Genomic DNA, 19,574 nt, shown 5'->3' on the forward strand with positions numbered 1-19,574 from the left:
AATAAAATCTATCATTTTTAAGATAAAAAATATAAGTTTTTTGACTTTTGTTCTTGTTTTGGGGTAATGCCATATCTTTTTTTATATCTTGCTATAAACCAAGCAGGAGAATTAAATCCAAGTTCATAACAAATTTGAGTGATATTTTTCGTAGAAAATTCAAGTAAAAATTTAGCTCTTTCAAAACGCTTATTATCAAGCCATTCTTTAGGAGTAATACCAAAACTTTGTTTAAAATTACGACTAAAACTTGCTATATCCATTTTACTAAATTTGGCCATAGAAGCTACACTTTCAAAGTCATTTTGACAATATGCAAACATCTTATAAAGCTCTAATTTAAAACCACTTAAAATGGCTTTTAAAAAAGCTAAAAACTCTGCATTATCTTCACTATATAATAAAGACAAAAATAATTCTTCAAATTTTAATCTAAGCAGATATTCATTTTTCTCATTAAATTCATTTATACAAGGTAAGAAAGACTCGAAAATACCTTTAGTTATCAGATTAGTTTTTAAACTAAATAAACTTTTAGCATATTTTGGAGAATCTAATTTACAAATTAATTCTTGATATTTAAAAATAAGTTCTATTAAAATACTTTCCTTAAAACACAAAATAATAGATTCATATATATTTTCATCATTTAAATAATCTCTAATGGAAAAAGAATTTTTTGTAAAAAACACAAGCTCATCTTTTTTTACATTAAACTGATTATCCATAGTATAAATACTTTTAGAACCTTTTAAAATAAATACTAAAGCATAATCTTTAAATACAACTTCTTGATTTTTATCATTTGAAAAATCTTTTTGATACCAACATAAAGAAAAAAAAGTATTTTTCAAAACATTTTGACTGATTTTTTCAAGATCTTTTGGAAAAATTAACATATATACCTTTTTATAAGTTTTTTGATTATGTATATAATACAATAAAAAATATTTTTTATTAAGAATTTATGTTACAATATAATTAATTTCAATTAAAAAAGGAGAAAAAAATGAAAAAAATCATTCTAGGTTCTTTACTAGCATCAAGCTTTTTATTTGGAGCAAATTTAGAAAATTTTAATCCAAAAGCACAAAAAGATCATTTAGTTATCAAAATGGAAATTCTTGATAAAAAAGCTAATAAAGATGCAGGCGAAGTTGTAGCAGTACAAACTCCTTATGGGGTAGCATTTTATCCAAATCTTAAAGGTTTAGAAAGTGGAATTCATGGCTTTCATGTTCATGCAAATGCTGATTGTGGAGCAACTGATAAAGGTTTAGGTATGAAAGCAGGTGGACACTGGGATCCTGAAAAAACAGATGCTCACTCAAGCCCATGGGATGATAAAGGTCACAAAGGGGATTTACCACCACTTTATGTAGAAAAAGATGGTAAAGCAACTAACCCTGTATTAGCACCAAAAATCAAAACTCTTGATGAGCTTAAAAATCATGCTCTAATGATACATTTTGGAGGAGACAATCACAGCGATCATCCTGCAGCACTTGGCGGCGGCGGTGCTAGAATGGCATGTGGTGTTATAAAATAAAAATCTAAAGGCTTTTTAGCCTTTAGTGTTATTTAAAAAGCTTAGTAAAATCAAAATCGCCCATAAAATCATGGCTTGATCCGCCAAAACTTTGACTAGGACTATAAGTAGCAATAGCCACTGCAAGCTCACTAAGCATAGAAGCTATTTCTTCTCTTTTATCGACTATATAAGCTTTCATACCTTCATAATCACTAGTTTCTAAAATTTTTAAAGGATTATAAATTTCAAAAGCAAATGCCTTTGAACCAACATTTACATTATAATTATTATCAAATAAAGCATTACCTAAAAATGAGCAATTATCTACTATTTTCAAACTTTCACTAGCAATTAAAACTTTATCTTGCACATCTTCATAGTTTTTATCTTCTAGAAGTTTTGAAATTTTTTTCAATGAAGAATCTAAAATTTGCAAAGCACCTATAAAGTCATTAGCATCAGTAATATCTTCACTAAATTTTTGCGTTTGATGTTTTAAATTCGCACCATCTATACTTGAACCTACTTGTCCTAAATGTTTTTGTAAGATTTCTAATTCATCTCTCATAATACACCTTCCTTGTTATTGCTATAACAAGAAAAGCATTTTTTATTCCAAATTTTGATCTATCCAAACTCTAAAATCTTTAGCAAAAAGCAAAAAAACCTCATCATAGTTTTGGATTAAAATTTGAGGATTATTATCATTTAATTCTTTTTCATAGTAAAAGTACTTACTCGCTATAAGTTTTTTAGTGTTTATTTGCACTAAATTTAAATTAATACCAAACTTTATTTTAGAATGCAACTCATCACTAAAATCTTGCTCTAAAATATCCACTTTACTTTCTAAAACATAATCAGCACTAGCTAGACTATCTTGATTTAAAACTGCTTTAAATACCCCTAAATCTTGCAAATGAAATTCCAAAAAAGATTTTATCATTAAAGCAGGATTTTCTTTCCAAAAATGATAAGCATAGGTATTGATAGTATAATCTTTTTTATAAAAAATTTCATTAGTATAAGCTAAGCCTTTAGGTAAGGAAACTATAATAGTTGCATTTTTTTTATTTTGACTTTGCTCTAGCTTTTCTAAATTAATACTAAAATATTTATTTGCAGGTAAAGTTTGACTTGGATTAATCAAAGAGCAAGCGCTAAAAAAAATAGCTATTAAACTAATATATAAACATCTCATTTTATTCTCCTGGAGCATATTGAGTAGCCTTATCTTTATAAATTATATCTGAAGGATTTTGCTTTAAAATATTTAATAATTGCGTAAAATCTAAAAACAAAACTCTTAAAATATCCAAATTTTCATTTAAGAGCATTCTACTTTTATTAAGCTCATTAAGTTGGCCATTAGCATTGTTTAAAAAATTTGAAAATTCATCTGCACTTTTGCCAAGTTTAGAGCTTGTTTTATTTAAATTTGCTAAGAATGCTGGTACATTAGCATTTAAATGTGCAGAAAATTCTGATGAATTTTGCAAAATTTGCTCTATGTTTTTTAAATTTTTATCACTTAAGAGTTTTTCTAATTTTATTTTTGAACTTGTGATTAGTTCTAATAAATTTGAAGTTTGCTTATCTATGCTTGCAAAAAAACTTTCTTTTGATTTTATAATAGGATAAACATCATCACCTGCTCTCAAAACACTAGCTTCCTCACTACCTCCTGCAAGCTGAATAAATTTAAATCCTGTTATGCCTTGAATTTGCAAACTTGCATAAGTATCTGTTTTAACAACCAAACTAGAATCAAGCTTAACTAAAATTTTTACTCTTAGTTGCTTACTTGAGCTATCTATGCTGATATTTTCAACACTTCCAACATCTACTCCTAAAAATTTAACTGGAGCTTTTACACTAAGTCCTGCAACTGATTCTTCCATATAAATTTCATAATATTTGAATGATTTTTCATCTTTTAAATTTCCATACCACACTATAAAAAACAAACTGATAAAAAATAACACACAAACAAAAATTCCAATCAAAATATAATTTGCTTTGTTTTCCATTATTGCATAAACCTCTCATAAAGTCTTGGATTTTGCTCTTGCAAAGCCTCGACATTTCCCAAAAAACCAACTTTTTTTTCTTCTATAATCAAAAAGCGGTTTAAAACATTTTTCATACTCTCTTTATCATGAGTAATTAAGACTACACATAATTTAAAGCTTTGTTTTAAACTCAAAAGCAACTCATCAAATTCTCTTGAGCTATAAGGATCAAGCCCTGAAGTTGGCTCATCTAAAAAAAGTAATTTAGAATCAAGTGCCAAAGCTCTAGCTATGGCCACTCTTTTTTTCATACCCCCACTTAACTCACTTGGATAAAGCTTAGCCACGCTCTCATCAAGCCCTACCATTTTAAGCTTCATCATAGCTATTTCTTTAATGTCGTTTTTGTTAAGTTTTGTGTATTCAACCAAAGGTATGCTAATGTTTTCAAGTATATTAAAAAAGCTAAATAATGCTCCATATTGAAAAACAACGCCCCATTGTTTTTGCAAAAACAAAGCATCTTCATCGCTTATATTTTTTAATTTCTTGCCTAGAATTTCATACTCTCCCTTATCAAAATGCTCAAGCATTAACATTTGTCTTAAAAGCACAGATTTACCACTACCACTACCACCTAAAATGCCAAAAATTTCATTATCTTGCACTTCAAAGCTAATATCTTCATGCACACATTTACTTCCAAAATAAGTGCTGATATTTTTAGCCTTTATAATCAAAATCCAGCCTTTGTCAAAAATACAGAGAAAATCGCATCAAAAGCTATTACCCAAAAAATAGCATTTACCACACTTTTTGTCGTATAAACACCTATGCTTTCGGTAGTTTTTTGCACAAAAAATCCTCTAAAACAAGCAATAGAAGCAATCAAAAATCCAAAAATAGGTGCTTTTATAAGTCCTATGATAATATGTTTTAGCTCCACTGCTTCTTTAAAACGACTCATAAACTCACTCGCACTAATTTCTAAACTAAACCAAGCAACTACAATTCCACCTATAATACTTAAAATATCAGCTACTATTACTACCAAAGGCATAGCAAGTGCTAAAGCTAAAACTCTAGGCAAAATGATAAATTCACTTTCTTTAAAACCCATAGTTTTCATCGCATCAATTTCATCGGTAAGTTTCATTACTCCAATTTGAGCTGTATAAGAACTTGCACTCCTGCCTGCAATAACAATAGCACTAATTAATGGTGCAAGCTCTCTAGTGGCAGAAATTCCCATTAAATCGACAATATAAATATTAGCTCCAAATTGTGCAAGTTGATACGCAGCTTGATAAGCAAGCACTACACCCACAAGCAATGAAGTTAGCATAATAATAGGTAAAGCATTAATAGCGCTATTTTCTACATGATATAAAAATGCCTTAAAGCGAAGTTTTTTAGGGTTTAAAAGTGTTTTAAAACAAGTATAAATAATAAGTCCTATGAAATTTAAAAACTGCACTAAAATTGTAAAAGAATTTGCAACTTTCTTTCCTAAATTTTCAAAAAAATCTTTGATTGTTTTTTTATCTTCATAAGAATCACAAAAGCTTTTGTAGTGTTTTTGACAAAGTTCAAAAAGCTTAGCATGCTCGCTTTTAAGATTTATCCTACTAAGCTCAAAACCTTTTTGCTTAAATTCATTTTCTAAAGCTAGAAAATACCTAATCCCAGCAGTATCTATAAAATCTAAATTTGCAAAATCAAAAATAATATTTTTTTGAGTAGGAAAATCTAATTTTTCCAATTTTCCTACGCTTGTTTTATCCCATATACCAAAGACGCTAAAAATGCATTCTTGATTTTTAACATCTTTGATTATTTTATTTTTCATTACATAGACTTAAAATATATGAGCTTAATTTCTCCTCACTAAATCCAAAATGCTCAAATACATCTTTATCTTTACCACTCTCACCAAAACTTTCTATACCATAAAGCTCATCACAAATTCTATAAAGCTCGTTTGAATTTGCAGCTTCAACACCTATAACCTTACCTTGTAAAATTCTTTCTTTATAAGATTTTTCTTGAGCGATGAATAACTCATAACAAGGCATAGAAACCACATTAGTAATCACACCTTTTTCTTTTAAAATCTTAGCTGTTTTTACACATAATGACACTTCACTACCACTTGCTAAAAGTGTAAATTGTGCATTTGCGTTTTCTTCTAATAAATAAGCCCCATTTTCAACATCTCCAAAAACAGGCTCGCTTAAAGCACTTAATTTTTGACGCGATAAAACAAAAACACTTGGCATATTAGTTTTAAGTGCAATCTGCCATGCTTTTACATTTTCAACCCCATCAGCTACTCTAAATGTCAATGAATTTGGCATAGCTCTAAAAGTGCTAAGCTGCTCTATAGGTTGGTGTGTTGGTCCATCTTCACCCACACCTATACTATCGTGAGTAAAGATGAAAAAGTGTTTAGCCCTCATCAAAGCTGCTATTCTTGCAGCAGGTTTTAAATACTCACTAAATATAAAAAAGGTAGCACAATAAGGCAAAAACAAACCATATCTTGCAAAAGCATTTGATATAGCAGCCATTGCATGCTCTCTTATACCATAGTGGATATTTTTTCCATTTGGAAAATCGCCCATATCTTTGAGTTCAGTTTTATTTGATGGACCTAAATCTGCACTACCACCTAAAAATCCCGGTAAGGCTTTAGCAATAGCATTTAAAATCACACCATTGCTATCTCTAGTAGCTAAATCTTGTCCTTTAAAATCAGGAAATTGTATTTTTGAAAAATCAGGCTCTAAAAGCTCTTTTAGCAATGCTTGCTTCTCTGCATTTAAATTTTGCACTTTTTGATTCCATTTAGCTTGTGCTAAATCCCCAAGTTCTATTGCCCCGCTAAAGCGAATTTTAACTTCTTCTGGGATTTCAAAAGTTTTTTGTGGATCAAAACCTAAAGCCTCTTTTGCCTTTTTTATAAGCTCTTCGCCCAAAGGTGCTCCGTGAGAATGATGACTTCCCTCAAGATCTAAAGCTCCTTTAGCTATAGTAGTATGAGCGATAATCAAACAAGGCTTTTTGCTTTCTTTAGCAGTTTTTAATGCTAAATCAATTTGCTCAAAATCATGCCCATCTATCTCAAGTACTTCAAAATTTTGCGCTCTAAAACGCTCTTTTACATTTTCATTAAAAGCAATGGCCACATCACCTTCAATTGAAATATTATTGCTATCATAAATGATGATTAAATTATCAAGGTTATGCACACCTGCTAAAGAACAAGCCTCATAAGAAATTCCTTCTTGTAAATCTCCATCACCGCATAAACAATATACTTTATGATTGATAATATCCTCACCCAAAAGCAAACTTGCTTTTTTAGCTGCCATAGCAAAACCAACCGCATTTGCAATGCCTTGTCCTAAAGGTCCTGTGGCGATTTCAACACCTGGAGTGAAAATTTCAGGATGACCTGGGGTTTTAGAGTGTAATTGACGGAAATTTTTTAAATCTTCTAAACTTACATCATAACCGCTCAAATGTAAAAAGCTATAAAGCAAAGCACTAGCATGACCACCTGAAAAGACTAATCTATCGCGGTTTAACCATGTAGGATCTTTTGGATTATGCACTAAATGAGCACTTAAAACACTTATAATATCTGCTAAACCCATTGGAGCACCTGGGTGGCCTGAATTTGCTTTTTGCACCATATCCGCACATAAAAATCTTATAGTGTTGGCTTGTTTTTGTAACATTGTTTAACCTTTTAAATATTTATCAATCAAAATTTGAAGCTCATTAGCAAGCTTAGAGTCTAAATTTTTCATTTTTTCTTCACATAAAGCAATTTTATCATCTTTTGCCTTTTTAGCACCTTCTAAACCTAAAAGTTTAACAAAAGAATTTTTATGCAAATCATTATGAGTTGGCTTTCCTGCTTCTTGAGTATCTAAAGTCGCATCGATAATGTCATCTTTAATTTGAAAAACTAATCCTATCAAAAGTCCTATTTCATAAATTTGCTCGCATTCTTTTTCATCTAACTCACAAATTTCACAACCCATTTTTAAAGCCGCTGCAATCAATCTTGCAGTTTTATGAATGTGCAAAAACTCAACTTGCTCTAAATTTAAAGGCATATCTTCAAAATAACAATCAATAGCTTGCCCGATAATCATACCGCCAAGCCCTGCATTAAATGCTAAAGTTTCTATGAGTTTCAATCTAACATTTTCTTTTAAATTAAGCTTAGACAGAAGTAAAAAAGCTTGAGTATTTAAAGCATCGCCCACTAAAATAGCCGTAGTTTCATCATATTTTTTGTGTAAAGTTTGCTTTCCTCTACGCAAAGAAGCATCATCCATAGCGGGCAAATCATCATGTATTAAAGAGTAAGTGTGGATAAATTCCAAAGCCAAAGCTGCATTTAAAGCCTTTTCAAACAAAGCAGGATTTTTAGCATTAACTATACCCAAAAGCAGTTGGGCTCTAAAATGCTTCCCACCAGCTTCTAACATCCATTTTAATGCTTCATTAAAAAATGGATGAAAACTTTGAGTTTTAGGAAAATTTTGCTCTAAATGCTGTTTGAATTTTTCTAAAATCACTTATTTAGCCTTATAAAAAAGTCAAAGTATCCTTTATTAAAATGCTCAAAGTCATTATTTTTCGCTGAAGGGATATTGCTTGCTTGTCTTGAGACTAGAATATCAAAAGTATTAGCTTGAGCTAAAACAGCTTGAAGTTCATTAAAATTGTTGATTTTTTGATTATTAATTCTTAAAATTTTATCCCCTTTTAAAAATCCAGCCATTTGTGCTTTAGAATTTGGAGTAACTTCTGTAACATTCATTTTCATATCTACGCGCAATCCTAGATTACTATAAAAAGAACTTGGCTTAGCTTGAACCACTTTTTTAGGCTTAGCAAATGCACCCAAGTCTTTATCAAAAACCATAGTGGAGATATTAACATCTTTATTATCTCTTAATACATTAAAGTATAAAGTTGCACCGCGATCAGCAAATAAAATTTTTTCATTTAGTTTTCTTAAATCATCATAAGCTTGTCCATCAACACTCACAAGCTCATCATTAAGTAAAAATTGTCCATTTTTACGCACATTTTTAACATAAATTTTGCCATCACGCATATCAAAATCCACACCTATATCACCCCAATAAGCATCAGGATATTTTGCAAAGTGTTTTAAATAACGATTACCTATAAGTTTGCCATCTTCTAAACTTATACCAAGCATTTTACAACACGGCGAGTTAAGTTCTCCGATTTTAGAAGCAAAGTCAAGTTGATCACGCTCTGTCAAACTTTGCCCAAAATACTTCAAATGTCCTATATAGCTTTTATTGCTATCTAAAATTCCCACCCAACTATTGCGTGTTAAATCTTCTTCATTTCCCATAGGTGCAGGAATTAAACTAAAATCTGTTTTTACTAAATACAAATTTAAAAAGGGATCATATTTAGTATAGCTGTTTAATTTCGCGTTTTTAGTTTTAACTACTGCTAAAGTATTTTCATTTAAAGCAAAGGCAGGTAAGCCCTCATAAATCAACATACTAGCTTTATTTTTTTCATAACAACCCAAAAAATCATTAAAAGTCGGTCTTGGCACAGCAAAAAGTGTGCAAACTACACCCAAAATACAAAGTAAAATTCTCATAGCATTCCCATTCCGCTAAATAAATTACTAGCCATTGATTTTTTATTTTGTTCTACCATTTTCATCACATCATTAATCGCTGCTATTAATAAAATTTGCATAGACTCTTTATCTTCTAACAAAGAATCATCAATGTTTATATCGATGATTTCACCTTTTCCATTAGCACTAACTTTTACTAAACCACCACCGCTTTTTGCACTAAATTCTTTTTTTAAAGCTTCTTGCTCTAATTCATTTGCTTTTTCTTGAGCCTTAGTTAAAAGCTCGCCCATTTTAGAAAAATCCATATTTTCAAACATTTATTTTCCTTCTTTTAATATCTCTAATACTACTTCTTTATCATTAAAAGGATATTTTACACCCTTGATTTCTTGATAAGTCTCATCGCCCTTACCCAAAATCACTACAAAATCATCTTTTGTTTTAAGCTCTAATGCTTTTTTGATCGCTTCTTTTCTATCACATTCTACAAAAATACTCTCATCTTTTTCTATACCATTTAAAATATCATTAATTATATCCATTGGCTCTTCTGAACGCGGATTATCACTTGTGATGATGAGTTTTTTAGCATAGTGTTTGGCAACTTTAGCCATTAACGGACGCTTAGTTTTATCTCTATCTCCCCCTGCTCCAAAAACTACAATCAAATCACGATATTTTAAAGCATCTAAAACTTTTTCTATGCCATCGGGCGTATGAGCAAAATCTACAATCACATCTTTTGCAACCACTTGCATTCTACCCTCAATGCCACCAAAATTACTAATAGCCTTTTCAAGCTCTTTTAAATTTGGCTTAACAAGTTCATTTACACAAGCACTTGTAGCCAAAAGATTATAAAGATTAAAAAGCCCCACCAAAGAAGAATCAATCATAAAAGTTTCTTTACCAAAATTTACCACAGCTTCAATGCCATTTTTTAAAGCATAAGCTTTAATGTGGTAATAACTTGGATTTTCCACTCCATAAGTAAAAGCACCTTTGACATTAAAATTTATAGCTTTTGCATCTTTGTTGATAAATTTCATACACTCATCGGTAAAAAAACTTTCTTTTGCCGCTTGGTAGTTTTGAAAATCCCCATGAAAATCTAAATGATCTTGAGTGATATTAGTAAAAATTTTAGCCTTAAACTCAAGCCCTTCAATGCGATTTTGCACCAAAGCATGCGAGCTTACTTCCATAATCAAAAATTCACATTTTTCCTTACTTGCTAAAGATAAAAGCTCTAAGGTTTGTAAAATAGGAGCAGTAGTTAAGCCTTTTGGAGTGATATTTTTATCATTTATAAAACTACCCCTAGTTCCCATTAAAGCACATTTATAACCTAAATCAAGCAAGATAGAGTAAATAGCCCCCGCAGTAGTTGTCTTGCCATTTGTGCCTGTAATGCCTATGATTTTAATATTTTCATCTATATTTAAAAGCTTCTTGCATTCGCCAATGCCAATAACTTTTGCTTGTTTTTCTAAAGCTTGATGAAGAAATTTTTCATTTTGAGTAGTTTTTAAGAAAAAACAATCTTTTTCGCATTCATTAGAATTATCACAAATGAAAGTATTTTCAATCTTTACTATCATAATTTAATTCCTTGATTTTCTCACTAAGCTTAATAAATCTATAATTAGAATAAAAATGCGCTGAAACATCTTCCATATAAGCTACGAGCATATCTTTATAACCATGTTCTAAAAGCTTTTCTAAAAAATCCACAAAATCTTCTTTATCATTAATAATAAGTTTATTAGATATTATAACATTTTCTAAGGCTTGTTTAAACCCAACTTTTGCTTCGCTAAGTAAAAAATCTTGATAACTCAAGCCCTCAAAATCTTCGCTATCTTCTTCAAACTGCACACTTTGGCTAAGATTAATGAGTTTTTCTAAGTCTTTATCTACTTTAGTATTTTTATAATTTTGCATAAAAAATTCAAAAAAAACAAAAGCTTCTTCAGGGCTTCTTAAAGCCAAATCACAAATATTAATAAAAGTTAAAAGTCTCTTATTTTTACGCTTTTCATAAGCAAGAGAAAAATACATCTTAGCATTTTTAAAATCTTTTTTGTAAAAACATTCTATGGCTATTTTTTTATAATTTTGCAAATTCGCTTTCCCCACCTGCTAAATTTACTATAGTAATATCTGGATGTATATCGATTTTAAGTTGTTTTTCCAAGCCATATTTCAAAGTCGTCCCACTAGCTGGGCAGCCATGACAAGCTCCGGTTAGCTTCACATAAACTACACCATTTTTCACACCCAAAAAATCAAGCCCTCCGCCATCATTTTCTAAAATATGCATAGTTTTAGCTAGACTGGCTTTTACAGGTTCGATTAATTCCTCATCACTAAAAGGCATATTCATAATTTTTCCTTGATTATTTTTAGTTTAATTTTATCTTATTTGCCTTTAAAAAATGTAAATTATTGTTTATTTTAGACTTTTTGCTATACAATGGTAAAAAGACTTTAGGAAATTTTATGCAAAAACACACCCAAATAAAAGGTTTTGAAAAACTCAAACTCATTATCATACTAGGCTTTTTATCTGCCATAGCACCACTTTCAACTGATATGTATTTACCTGCTTTAAATGAAGTAGAAAAAAGCTTTCAAACAAATTCTTTTTACACTCAACTTTCTCTTGCAAGTTTTTTCATCGCCTTTTCTTTAGGTCAGCTTTTATATGGACCATTAAGTGATGTATATGGCAGAAAAAAACCTTTATATATAGGACTTTTTATTTTTATTTCTTCAAGTATTGCTTGTGTTTTAGTTGATTCCATTCATGCTTTTATAGCTTTGCGTTTTTTTGAAGCTTTAGGAGGTTGCGTGGGTGTAGTCGTAGCAAGAGCTATAGTAAATGATGTTTTTGAGCTTAAAGAAGCAGCAGGAGTTTATGCTTTAATGATGGTCTTTACTTCTTTAGCGCCTATGCTTTCTCCTACTTTTGGTGGAATTTTACTTGAATTTTTTTCTTGGCGTAGTATATTTTTGACATTGTTTATCTTAGGCTTTATTTTATTTTTACTTGTTATTTTTGTTCTAAAAGAAAGTAATCACAACACCAAAGGAAAAAAATTCAATCACAAAGAGGTTACAAAAAGTTACAAAAAAGTTTTAAAAGATCGCCGTTTTGTAGTATATTTGCTTTGTGGAAATTTAATATTTGCAGGTTTTTTTGCTTATTTAACCGGCTCATCTTTTGTTTTTACACGCGTTTTTGAATTAAGCGAGCAACAATACGCAGCCCTTTTTGGAGCTCATGCTCTAAGCTTTGTTATATGTGCAAATATCAATGCAAGATTAGTCCTTAGATTTTCTCCTTATTATATACTCCCTAGAGCGCTTATGGTGATTACTTTTTTAACTTTTTTACTCATTTTGGGTGCAACTTTTGAGCTAGGTTTTTGGGCTTTTGAAATTCCTTTGTGTTTTATCATAGCAAGTTTGGGTTTTATCCTGCCAAATACCACAACCTTAGCCATGGCAAGATCAAAACAAAATGCAGGCAGTGCTTCAGCACTCTTAGGTGCAGCACAATTTGCTATGGCGGGAGTAATGGCATTTTTAGTAAGTCTTTTAAATGCTAATACACCTATATTTTTATCACTTATTTTAGGAACTTGCACATTTTTATCTTTGATTTCTTATCTAAGTTTGATTAATAAAAGAAAGTTAAATAAAATCAAAAAGAAGTTAAGCGTGATTTCTCACGCTTAATTAAGCAATATTTTTGAAAAGATTCACTGACTATATCGAACCTTTTTCAAAAAACTTTATATTTATTTTCAAAACACTTATAAACAATTTATGTTAAAATTTCTCATCAATCAATAAAATAAAGGCTTTATTAATGAAAAAAATAGCTACTATTTTTGCAGGTGTTAATGGATGTGGAAAAACTACCTTATATTATAATGAACTTGAAAAAAACAAAGACTTTGGACTTAGAATCAACATCGATGAAATCGTAAGTAGCTTTGGTGATTGGAAAAATAGAGAAGATCAATTTAGAGCTTCAAGGATAGCCATTAAAATGCGTGAAAACTATATTAAAAAAGCTTATGATTTTAACCAAGAAACCACACTTTGTGGCACTAGCATTTTATCTTTATTCAAAAAGCTACAAAAAAATTCTTACACTATAAATCTTTACTACATCGGACTAGACTCTCCAAACACAGCAAAACAAAGAGTTAAAATTCGCGTAGCTAAAGGCGGGCATGATATAAAAGAAGAACTTATAGAAAAAAGATACTACGAGTCTTTACAAAATTTTAACACCGTTGCCAAATTCTGTAATCGCATTACTATTTTTGACAATACTCAAAATTATAAAAAACTCTTAGAATTTAAAAACAACAAGCTAGAAGTATTTGAAACTACCAAATGGCTAGAACCATTAATGATAAATTTTAAAAATCCAAGTTTATAAATTTTTATTTTAACTTGTCGATATGCAAATCATGCTACTCACTCCTTAAGGCAAGAAAGAAGTGAGTTAGCAATAGATTGAAGGCTTCAAGGCTATCAAGTATTACAAGGCTACCTCGATAACCTTGTAAAGCTTGATCCCAAGGTTTTAAAACCTTGGGTTAAGATTATTGTTTTAATTGAAGCAAAGTATTTAAAAGCTGATCACTTGTGGTAATCGTTTTTGAGTTTGCTTGATAACCCCTTTGGATTACGATAAGCTCTGTTAATGCACGACTTAAATCCACATTCGACATTTCTATGGCTGAACCTTTTAAGCCCCCTCTACCACCTTCGCCTGCATGGCCTATAGTAGCTGTTCCTGAGTTTGCTGTCGCTTTATAAAGGTTATTACCCATTTCTTCAAGACCCATATTATTTGGGAAAGTAGCTAGAGCAACCTTAGCTAGAGCTAGAGTTTTACCATTTGTAAATTCTCCATAGATATAACCATTCTCATCAGTTCTTAATGCATCTGGCTTTAGATTACCCCCTGTGTAACCATCTGTTTCTTGTTTAGTAGTAGATGAGTCTTTATCATAGCTTGTTAAACCATCAAAACCACCTGTTGTTCCAAAGTCAAGTTTTATAACTTGATCAGGTTTTGAGCCGTTGTTTCCGGTAAAATTTAATACATTTGGTGTATAGCTTTGTAGTGAGCCATCATTACCAAATCTTAAATTTCCTACTACTATATTTCCCGGAGCACCATCACCACTAAAATTAATCTCTGCAGGTTCAGGCACTGAAATGATGATAGACCATTCAGCCCCACCATCTGCTGTTTTAGTTTGTTTAGTAAATTGCACGGTTAGCTCATGTCTAGTTCCTAATGAGTCAAAGATTTCTATACTAGCAGTATGAGCTGAAAGATACATGTCTTGAGAATATTTTTCATTATTACCTGCGTTGAAATTTCCATCTAAGGCACTAAACATCGCTGTGAATTTATCATTAGTAGCGATTTTATTTACCTCATCTGAAAAACCTGTAACTTTAAAAGTCATGTCTTTCCCGCCTGTAGGATTTGTTATTTTAAATCTACCATCACTTTCAACTACTACTTCTACTAAAGGGTTTGCATCTTGACCTATTTGCCCATTAGTATTTGCATTTTCCAAAGAACCATCGCCATCATAATCTACACCCCATCTGGCATCTCTTTGTAAAAGCTCTCTCAAATCTTCAGTGGTATGGAAAACTCTTCTACCATTCATAGTAGGCATATTAGCATTATTCGGTGGTTGAGCAGCAGGATTGGGATTTTCTCCTATATCTACATTATTTTTACTATAAATATATTCATGAGCTGTCACCACTTGAACATTTGTTTTAACAGCTCCATCTTCTTCTGTCCCAAGCCAAGCTCTTCTATTTGCATCTTCACCTTCAGCAGTAATAATTTGATTCAAATCACCAGCAGCAGTATTTACGGTCACCATAGAACCAGCTGTGTTACCTTCATTTATAGTAATATTTAAATTTTTAGATTTTGCCGTAGTTCCTGTGCTATTATCATTAGTAAAAGTGATTTTGCCATCTACTACCGAAGCTACTACACCAGTTTCAGCTGTCTTAGCATTGATAGCATTTAAAAATACATCTCTACCCATACCTTCAGCGGTAATATTTACACCATTTATAGTTATGTCTAATTTAGCATTATGAACTGTTTCTCCATCTTTTAAACCCCAAAAAGTATAATTTCCATTTTGCAATTGAGTCCTATCTGTTGGCATATCCGTAATAGCAACATTTGAAGTATGCTTCGCATCTGCATAACTTACCCATATACCTTGTCCATCTCTTAGGTTTAAGCCCTCGCCTTGAGCATTAAATACCACGCCCATATCTACACCTTTTTCGGTTACTTGGGCTCCACTTTTAGAAGTAGTATAAAACTCGGTATGGCCAGTATCATTCTCATCTATCGTCGTTCCTGTATCTTTTCTACCACCATGTAAAGAATCTAGTGCATAGATAGGACGCTTAGCAGAAGCATTCATACCTAAAGTATTACCACTATCTAAATTTGCTGTAAGGCTTACTGAAGTACTTGCTCTAGCAGGCATACTCATACCAGGTGGGATAACTATATCTTGCACTGAAGTTGAAGAGTCAATTTGACCTGTTTCTTGATTATAATTCCAGCCTTGAACCGTGTAGCCGTTATTATCTACGAAATTTCCTACTGCGTCTGTTTTAAAGTCCCCTGCACGGGTAAAAAACTGCGTAGTGCCACCATCATTTGAAACGATGAAAAATCCATCACCATTGATAGCCATATCGGTGTTTTTATCTGTAGTTTGGATATTACCTTGAGAGTGAATTCTAGTAGTAGAATTTACACCTGCACCAAGTCCAACTTGCATAGGGTTTTTACCACCTAGGTTGCCATCTGGAGCTGTAGCTATCTTAGAAGTTTGACTCATAAGCGTTGAGAAATCCGCACGAGAATATTTAAAACCAAATGTATTAACATTGGCTATGTTATTACCTTCTACATCCATTGCGTATTGGTGTGCTTGGAGTCCTGAAACCCCAGCCCAAAGAGATCTCATCATAATTAAATCCTTTAAAAAATATTGCTTTGTGATTACTTCACAATCTACTATTGCTTAGCCAAGACAAAGCAATAAGTGTTCCAAAAATGTAAATAAAATGAAATTAAAAAGTAGAAAATAAATCAAAAATTAGATTTTAATGTGTAAAGTTTTTTTAAAATTACTCGATATAGTCAGTGAATCTTTTCAAAAATATTGCTTAATTAAGCGTGAGAAATCACGCTTAACTTTTATTTCTTTCTTTTAATTTAGCAATCACATCATTTAAACTCAAATCCGCATCAGCTAATAACACTTCTAAATGATAAAGTAAATCAGCAGCTTCATTTATCAACTCATCTTTATCTTTAATAGTAGCAGCCAAAGCGGTTTCAACGCCTTCTTCACCTACTTTTTGTGCTATGCGTTTAGTGCCTTTTGAAAAAAGTTCAGCCGTGTAAGAAGAGCTTGCACAAGTGTTTTTGCGTGAGTTGATAAGTCTTTCAAGACGCGATAAAAATACAAAATCAGCTTTTTTAGAAAGCGTTTCAAAACAAGAAGTATCGCCTGTATGACAAGTAGCGCCTTGAGCTTTTACAAGGATTAAAATACAATCTCTATCACAATCAAGTCCCATATCTATGATATGCAAGAAATTCCCGCTTTGCTCACCTTTCATCCACAAACGCTCTTTAGTGCGTGAGTAAAATACAACCTTTTGGTGCTTAAAACTCTCTCTTAGAGCTTGTTCATTCATAAAACCTTGCATTAAAACTTCACAAGAATGATAATCTTGGATTATCACGGGGATAAGGTTATTTACCTTTTGCCAATTTATGCTTTTTATAAATTCTTCTTCATTTATACCCATAGTTTTTCCTTTTAAATACGAATTTGTATACCTTGATCTTTTAAAAATAGTTTTAATTCTTTAATATCTATAAGTTTTTTATGAAACACTGAAGCTGCTAAAGCTCCATCAACACCAAGTTTAAAAGCGTCCAAAAAATGCTCTTTAGTTCCTGCGCCACCGCTTGCCACTAAAGGCACAGGACAAATTTGTCTAACTTTAGCAAGTTGATCTAGATCATAACCCTTTCTCATGCCATCTTGATTCATCATATTTAGCACGATTTCGCCAGCTCCTAGCTCGCATACTTGCTTTACCCACTCTAGTGTTTTTTTACCACTATGATGAGATTTGCTCTCATCTCCGGTATATTTATATACTAAAAGCTCGTTGTTTTCATCTTTAAAAGTATCTATGCCTACGACTACGCATTGAACTCCAAAGCTTTTTGCAAGGCGTGAGATTAAATCAGGATCATTTAAAGCAGGGGAATTAATAGAAATTTTATCAGCACCATTTGCTAAAAGTTCTTTTGCGTCATCTTCGCTTTTTATACCTCCTGCAACGCAAAATGGTATAGAGATATTTTGTGCTACTTTGCTTACCCAAGCTCTATTGATACGCTCATTCTTGGCTGAAGCTGTAATATCATAAAATACAAGCTCATCAATGCCATTTTGTGAGTAAAATTTAGCAAGTTCTATAACATCTCCCATATCTTCATGATTTTTAAACTGCACCCCTTTAACTACTCTACCATCTTTTACATCTAAACATGCAATTATGCGTTTTGTAAGCATTTATTTCTCCAAAATACACTTTTCTTTAAGATATTTTTGCATTTGATCATCATTCTTAACCTCATCAAATTTTGCATGAATTTTTACCTCTACCCCAACTTTTATTTGTTTATTAATATCATCAATAAAATCTTTGAAATTTTCATTTTTTTCTACAAGCATATCTATGGTTTGTATATCTAGTTCTTTTTCTTTTGCATTAAGAAGAATTTTTGAATTTAAAATATCTTCACTATCAAGCTTTATTACACCTATACCAAAACTTTGATTAAGCCTTCTAAGCTCACTTAAAACCTCACTATCGATTTCTTTTAATACTACCAAGTAACCCTCATTTGCCCAACTAGAATTACTAACAGCTTGAAAATAATATTCTTTTAAATTTGAAAAATTAATACCTATTTTAAGTTCAAAAGAAAATATTTTATAGCTGTTTTGTTTAAGACCTTCCAAAAGTCCTAATGTTTCTTTTTGATAATCATCATAGGGAAAATATACCCCCACTACATCAGGATAGTTCCATTTATCTTTACCGCTTTCGCTTTTTTTGCTTTTTTCATGATAGATTGTTTTGCAATTTAATCTAAAATCAGAATTTTCATATAAGTATTTTACAAGTAAAGGATGCAAATCCCTTTCATAAAATTTGTTTTTTTCTTGTTTTTCTAAGTCTTTTTCAGTTTGATTTGAAAAATCAATATTCAAAAGCTCATTTTGTCTTTCTCTTAACCAAAATGTAGTAGGTTTTTTTGTTATTTTAATAAATAGAGAATTTTCTTGAAATTCTTTTATATCCACATAAATTCTAGCACCCAATGTAGCTATGGGTGTTTGTCCTACACTAGGAAGCTTTTTATCTAAGCCTTTATCACAAGCTTCTTTCCAAATTTCATTTACTCCTAAAGGTTTTTTAGCATGTTTTAAAACTTCTAAAATCAAATCCTTATAAGTTAGTTTATTAGACATCTCATTGCCTCCTTTATGCTAAATTCTTTATCAAGCAAGGCTTTACCTACGATGATACCACTTACTATGCTATTTAGCTTTTTAAAATCTTCTAAGCTCGCCACACCTCCACTTGCTTGGGTTTGCAAATGTGGAAATTTCTCATGCAAAGCTTTGTATAAAGTGATGTTTGCTCCACTCATCGTGCCATCTTTAGAAATATCTGTGCATAAGATATGTTTTACATCTTTATAAAAATTTAAAAGCCCAAACAAACTCTCATCGCTTGTTTTACTCCATGCATCAACAGCCACAAAAAACTCATCTTTAACGCAAATACTATCAAGCGCTAAGACTATACTTTCTACGCCAAATTCATTTAAAAGCTCTTGTGTAAGGGGCTTATTTTTAACCGCTAAAGAGCCTATAACTACGCGTTTAACACCGCTATCAAACAAAGCTTTAACTTCATCTTTAGTGCGAATTCCTCCACCTACTTGAAGATTTACTCTAATCTTAGAAGCTAGGTTTTCTATGAGTTTTAGTTGTCTTTTGCTAGGATCTTTTGCACCACTTAAATCCACCAAATGAAGCCAAGCAACACCTTGAGCCTCATACTCTTGAAATTTAGCCAAAGGATCAAAGCTGTATTCTTGCTTTTTAGCATAATCTCCTTTATAAAGCCTTACTACTTTGCCATCTATTAAGTCTAATGCCGGAATGATTTGAGTTTGCATTTT

Annotated in this window: 21 protein-coding genes; 3 read left to right on the forward strand and 18 right to left on the reverse strand. The window is 31.4% G+C overall.

The genetic code is table 11. The annotated features are described in order from the left end of the window. Positions 1–17: 17 nt before the first annotated feature. Positions 18–899 carry a helix-turn-helix domain-containing protein gene (locus CAMP5063_RS00105; protein ID WP_133319170.1) on the reverse strand — a complete coding sequence of 294 codons (882 nt, stop codon included), beginning with the start codon at positions 897–899 and terminating at the stop codon, positions 18–20. Between the two features lie 110 nt (positions 900–1,009). Between CAMP5063_RS00105 and CAMP5063_RS00110 the strand changes: the two genes are divergently transcribed. Further along, positions 1,010–1,549: a superoxide dismutase family protein gene (locus CAMP5063_RS00110; RefSeq protein ID WP_133319169.1), complete on the forward strand. Its 540-nt coding sequence runs from the start codon at positions 1,010–1,012 to the stop codon at positions 1,547–1,549. A 28-nt stretch (positions 1,550–1,577) separates the two neighbouring features. Here the strand turns inward: CAMP5063_RS00110 and CAMP5063_RS00115 are convergent, their stop codons facing one another. From CAMP5063_RS00115 to CAMP5063_RS00170, 12 genes are read right to left on the reverse strand one after another with little or no spacing between them, the layout of a single operon-like run. Then, entirely contained in the window at positions 1,578–2,099 is a 522-nt protein-coding gene (locus CAMP5063_RS00115; RefSeq protein ID WP_133319168.1) for a flagellar FLiS export co-chaperone, read from the reverse strand. Positions 2,100–2,141: 42 nt separating this feature from the next. Continuing rightward, a complete protein-coding gene (locus tag CAMP5063_RS00120) occupies positions 2,142–2,732 on the reverse strand; it encodes an ABC-type transport auxiliary lipoprotein family protein (protein WP_337194582.1) in 591 nt (196 codons plus the stop codon). Between the two features lies 1 nt (position 2,733). Beyond that, positions 2,734–3,561 carry an MlaD family protein gene (locus CAMP5063_RS00125; RefSeq protein WP_133319166.1) on the reverse strand — a complete coding sequence of 276 codons (828 nt, stop codon included), beginning with the start codon at positions 3,559–3,561 and terminating at the stop codon, positions 2,734–2,736. Beyond that, a complete protein-coding gene (locus tag CAMP5063_RS00130) occupies positions 3,561–4,283 on the reverse strand; it encodes an ABC transporter ATP-binding protein (RefSeq protein WP_263673316.1) in 723 nt (240 codons plus the stop codon). The genes CAMP5063_RS00125 and CAMP5063_RS00130 overlap by 1 nt, the downstream gene beginning before the upstream one ends. After that, positions 4,280–5,380 carry an MlaE family lipid ABC transporter permease subunit gene (locus CAMP5063_RS00135; RefSeq protein WP_393921358.1) on the reverse strand — a complete coding sequence of 367 codons (1,101 nt, stop codon included), beginning with the start codon at positions 5,378–5,380 and terminating at the stop codon, positions 4,280–4,282. The genes CAMP5063_RS00130 and CAMP5063_RS00135 overlap by 4 nt, the downstream gene beginning before the upstream one ends. A gap of 1 nt (position 5,381) precedes the next feature. Then, positions 5,382–7,286, reverse strand: a complete 1,905-nt coding sequence (gene tkt, locus CAMP5063_RS00140) for a transketolase (RefSeq protein WP_337194583.1) — start codon at positions 7,284–7,286, stop codon at positions 5,382–5,384. Positions 7,287–7,289: 3 nt separating this feature from the next. Further along, positions 7,290–8,135: a polyprenyl synthetase family protein gene (locus CAMP5063_RS00145; protein ID WP_263661464.1), complete on the reverse strand. Its 846-nt coding sequence runs from the start codon at positions 8,133–8,135 to the stop codon at positions 7,290–7,292. Further along, complete coding sequence (locus CAMP5063_RS00150) at positions 8,135–9,214, reverse strand: PDZ domain-containing protein (RefSeq protein WP_263662673.1); 1,080 nt, start codon at positions 9,212–9,214, stop codon at positions 8,135–8,137. The genes CAMP5063_RS00145 and CAMP5063_RS00150 overlap by 1 nt, the downstream gene beginning before the upstream one ends. Further along, positions 9,211–9,516 (reverse strand): YbaB/EbfC family nucleoid-associated protein, encoded by a 306-nt coding sequence (locus CAMP5063_RS00155; RefSeq protein WP_039667857.1) that lies wholly within the window; start codon positions 9,514–9,516, stop codon positions 9,211–9,213. Before CAMP5063_RS00155 ends, CAMP5063_RS00150 begins: the two co-directional genes overlap by 4 nt. Continuing rightward, the gene (locus CAMP5063_RS00160) at positions 9,517–10,800 is read right to left on the reverse strand and encodes a UDP-N-acetylmuramoyl-L-alanyl-D-glutamate--2,6-diaminopimelate ligase (protein ID WP_337194584.1); all 1,284 of its coding nucleotides are present in this window, start codon (positions 10,798–10,800) and stop codon (positions 9,517–9,519) included. After that, complete coding sequence (locus CAMP5063_RS00165) at positions 10,784–11,323, reverse strand: histidine kinase (protein ID WP_263662675.1); 540 nt, start codon at positions 11,321–11,323, stop codon at positions 10,784–10,786. Before CAMP5063_RS00165 ends, CAMP5063_RS00160 begins: the two co-directional genes overlap by 17 nt. After that, the gene (locus tag CAMP5063_RS00170) at positions 11,310–11,579 is read right to left on the reverse strand and encodes an iron-sulfur cluster biogenesis protein NfuA (RefSeq protein ID WP_039619526.1); all 270 of its coding nucleotides are present in this window, start codon (positions 11,577–11,579) and stop codon (positions 11,310–11,312) included. The genes CAMP5063_RS00165 and CAMP5063_RS00170 overlap by 14 nt, the downstream gene beginning before the upstream one ends. Positions 11,580–11,701: 122 nt before the next feature. Here CAMP5063_RS00170 and CAMP5063_RS00175 point away from each other — a divergent pair, with 122 nt between their 5' ends. Both CAMP5063_RS00175 and CAMP5063_RS00180 read left to right on the forward strand, forming a co-directional pair. Next, positions 11,702–12,943 carry a multidrug effflux MFS transporter gene (locus CAMP5063_RS00175; protein ID WP_337194585.1) on the forward strand — a complete coding sequence of 414 codons (1,242 nt, stop codon included), beginning with the start codon at positions 11,702–11,704 and terminating at the stop codon, positions 12,941–12,943. A gap of 133 nt (positions 12,944–13,076) precedes the next feature. Next, positions 13,077–13,658 carry a zeta toxin family protein gene (locus tag CAMP5063_RS00180; protein ID WP_337194586.1) on the forward strand — a complete coding sequence of 194 codons (582 nt, stop codon included), beginning with the start codon at positions 13,077–13,079 and terminating at the stop codon, positions 13,656–13,658. 166 nt (positions 13,659–13,824) lie between these two features. On the opposite strand, the gene flgE is transcribed toward CAMP5063_RS00180, so the two are convergent. The 5 genes from flgE to hisA all read right to left on the reverse strand — a co-directional run bounded on the left by flgE (position 13,825) and on the right by hisA (position 19,571). Next, positions 13,825–16,260 carry a flagellar hook protein FlgE gene (gene flgE / locus CAMP5063_RS00185; protein ID WP_337194587.1) on the reverse strand — a complete coding sequence of 812 codons (2,436 nt, stop codon included), beginning with the start codon at positions 16,258–16,260 and terminating at the stop codon, positions 13,825–13,827. A 223-nt stretch (positions 16,261–16,483) separates the two neighbouring features. Next, on the reverse strand, positions 16,484–17,110 hold the full coding sequence (hisIE, locus tag CAMP5063_RS00190; protein ID WP_133319155.1) for a bifunctional phosphoribosyl-AMP cyclohydrolase/phosphoribosyl-ATP diphosphatase HisIE: 627 nt from the start codon (positions 17,108–17,110) through the stop codon (positions 16,484–16,486). Positions 17,111–17,121: 11 nt separating this feature from the next. Continuing rightward, on the reverse strand, positions 17,122–17,889 hold the full coding sequence (gene hisF, locus CAMP5063_RS00195) for an imidazole glycerol phosphate synthase subunit HisF (RefSeq protein ID WP_337194588.1): 768 nt from the start codon (positions 17,887–17,889) through the stop codon (positions 17,122–17,124). Next, positions 17,890–18,855, reverse strand: a complete 966-nt coding sequence (locus tag CAMP5063_RS00200) for an HTH domain-containing protein (protein ID WP_047207868.1) — start codon at positions 18,853–18,855, stop codon at positions 17,890–17,892. After that, a complete protein-coding gene (hisA, locus tag CAMP5063_RS00205; RefSeq protein WP_337194589.1) occupies positions 18,840–19,571 on the reverse strand; it encodes a 1-(5-phosphoribosyl)-5-[(5-phosphoribosylamino)methylideneamino]imidazole-4-carboxamide isomerase in 732 nt (243 codons plus the stop codon). Before hisA ends, CAMP5063_RS00200 begins: the two co-directional genes overlap by 16 nt. Positions 19,572–19,574 lie beyond the last annotated feature (3 nt).

This window comes from Campylobacter sp. RM5063, assembly GCF_024723655.1.
GTDB classification, from domain to species: domain Bacteria; phylum Campylobacterota; class Campylobacteria; order Campylobacterales; family Campylobacteraceae; genus Campylobacter_D; species Campylobacter_D lari_D.

Excerpts from the sequence above, each read along its gene's own strand:
- CAMP5063_RS00105 (WP_133319170.1), bottom strand. The coding sequence starts at position 899 with ATGTTAATTTTTCCAAAAGATCTTGAAAAAATCAGTCAAAATGTTTTG.
- CAMP5063_RS00110 (WP_133319169.1), top strand. The coding sequence starts at position 1,010 with ATGAAAAAAATCATTCTAGGTTCTTTACTAGCATCAAGCTTTTTATTT.
- CAMP5063_RS00115 (WP_133319168.1), bottom strand. The coding sequence starts at position 2,099 with ATGAGAGATGAATTAGAAATCTTACAAAAACATTTAGGACAAGTAGGT.
- CAMP5063_RS00120 (WP_337194582.1), bottom strand. The coding sequence starts at position 2,732 with ATGAGATGTTTATATATTAGTTTAATAGCTATTTTTTTTAGCGCTTGC.
- CAMP5063_RS00125 (WP_133319166.1), bottom strand. The coding sequence starts at position 3,561 with ATGGAAAACAAAGCAAATTATATTTTGATTGGAATTTTTGTTTGTGTG.
- tkt (WP_337194583.1), bottom strand. The coding sequence starts at position 7,286 with ATGTTACAAAAACAAGCCAACACTATAAGATTTTTATGTGCGGATATG.
- CAMP5063_RS00150 (WP_263662673.1), bottom strand. The coding sequence starts at position 9,214 with ATGAGAATTTTACTTTGTATTTTGGGTGTAGTTTGCACACTTTTTGCT.
- CAMP5063_RS00155 (WP_039667857.1), bottom strand. The coding sequence starts at position 9,516 with ATGTTTGAAAATATGGATTTTTCTAAAATGGGCGAGCTTTTAACTAAG.
- CAMP5063_RS00160 (WP_337194584.1), bottom strand. The coding sequence starts at position 10,800 with ATGATAGTAAAGATTGAAAATACTTTCATTTGTGATAATTCTAATGAA.
- CAMP5063_RS00170 (WP_039619526.1), bottom strand. The coding sequence starts at position 11,579 with ATGCCTTTTAGTGATGAGGAATTAATCGAACCTGTAAAAGCCAGTCTA.
- CAMP5063_RS00175 (WP_337194585.1), top strand. The coding sequence starts at position 11,702 with ATGCAAAAACACACCCAAATAAAAGGTTTTGAAAAACTCAAACTCATT.
- CAMP5063_RS00180 (WP_337194586.1), top strand. The coding sequence starts at position 13,077 with ATGAAAAAAATAGCTACTATTTTTGCAGGTGTTAATGGATGTGGAAAA.
- flgE (WP_337194587.1), bottom strand. The coding sequence starts at position 16,260 with ATGATGAGATCTCTTTGGGCTGGGGTTTCAGGACTCCAAGCACACCAA.
- hisIE (WP_133319155.1), bottom strand. The coding sequence starts at position 17,110 with ATGGGTATAAATGAAGAAGAATTTATAAAAAGCATAAATTGGCAAAAG.
- hisF (WP_337194588.1), bottom strand. The coding sequence starts at position 17,889 with ATGCTTACAAAACGCATAATTGCATGTTTAGATGTAAAAGATGGTAGA.
- CAMP5063_RS00200 (WP_047207868.1), bottom strand. The coding sequence starts at position 18,855 with ATGTCTAATAAACTAACTTATAAGGATTTGATTTTAGAAGTTTTAAAA.
- hisA (WP_337194589.1), bottom strand. The coding sequence starts at position 19,571 with ATGCAAACTCAAATCATTCCGGCATTAGACTTAATAGATGGCAAAGTA.